The organism is Candidatus Symbiopectobacterium sp. NZEC135 (assembly GCF_025962695.1).
The window spans coordinates 1-513 of the sequence record NZ_JAGFPF010001542.1 but is presented as its reverse complement, the minus strand read 5'-3'; the positions used below and the strand labels follow the sequence as shown (position 1 = coordinate 513).

At 47.2% G+C, this 513-nt stretch carries 2 protein-coding genes; one reads left to right on the top strand and one right to left on the bottom strand.

The window, feature by feature from the left end:
- Positions 1-75, bottom strand: a 75-nt coding sequence (locus J5224_RS35265; protein WP_264629418.1) for a hypothetical protein, incomplete at its 3' end; no start/stop codon positions are given.
- A gap of 250 nt (positions 76-325) precedes the next feature.
- Here J5224_RS35265 and J5224_RS35260 point away from each other — a divergent pair.
- Positions 326-513: hypothetical protein (locus J5224_RS35260; RefSeq protein WP_264629419.1), on the top strand; the 188-nt coding region annotated here is incomplete at its 3' end.

The window sequence follows — 513 nt, the reverse complement described above, 5'->3', positions numbered from 1 at the left end:
ATTGATGCGCTGCACAATGTGTCGTGCCGCCCATTTGCCTACCTGCTCTGATGTGGCTACGGGAATAAGTCTCATACATAAATCTCCGGATAAGCGTTCCAAAACCAGTGAACCAATTTGCTGCTGTCTGGATGATAAAGACAGGTTATTAGTTAGTCTAGCCTGTTTTTTTTTATCTTGAAATAAGGTGAGTTAATCGATAGGTATAATGATTTAATATGCGGGTGTTTTGCGCGTTCTGTCACAGAATGCTAGGGATTAATTTGCGTGGCGAATTATTTTTTTTACACTTCAAGCACAAGCCGCCTTGAATGGGATGGCTGCTGTGAATGGGTTTAACGGGCAGTTTGGTATCCCCTGGCGGGAGAGAGAGGATAATGTGAGTGTTCTTAGCTATTTACAAAGGGTAGGCCGTGCGCTGATGGTACCTGTGGCGACGTTGCCAGCCGCCGCGATTCTCATGGGGATAGGGTACTGGATCGATCCCAACGGTTGGGGCAGTGAGAGCGCGCT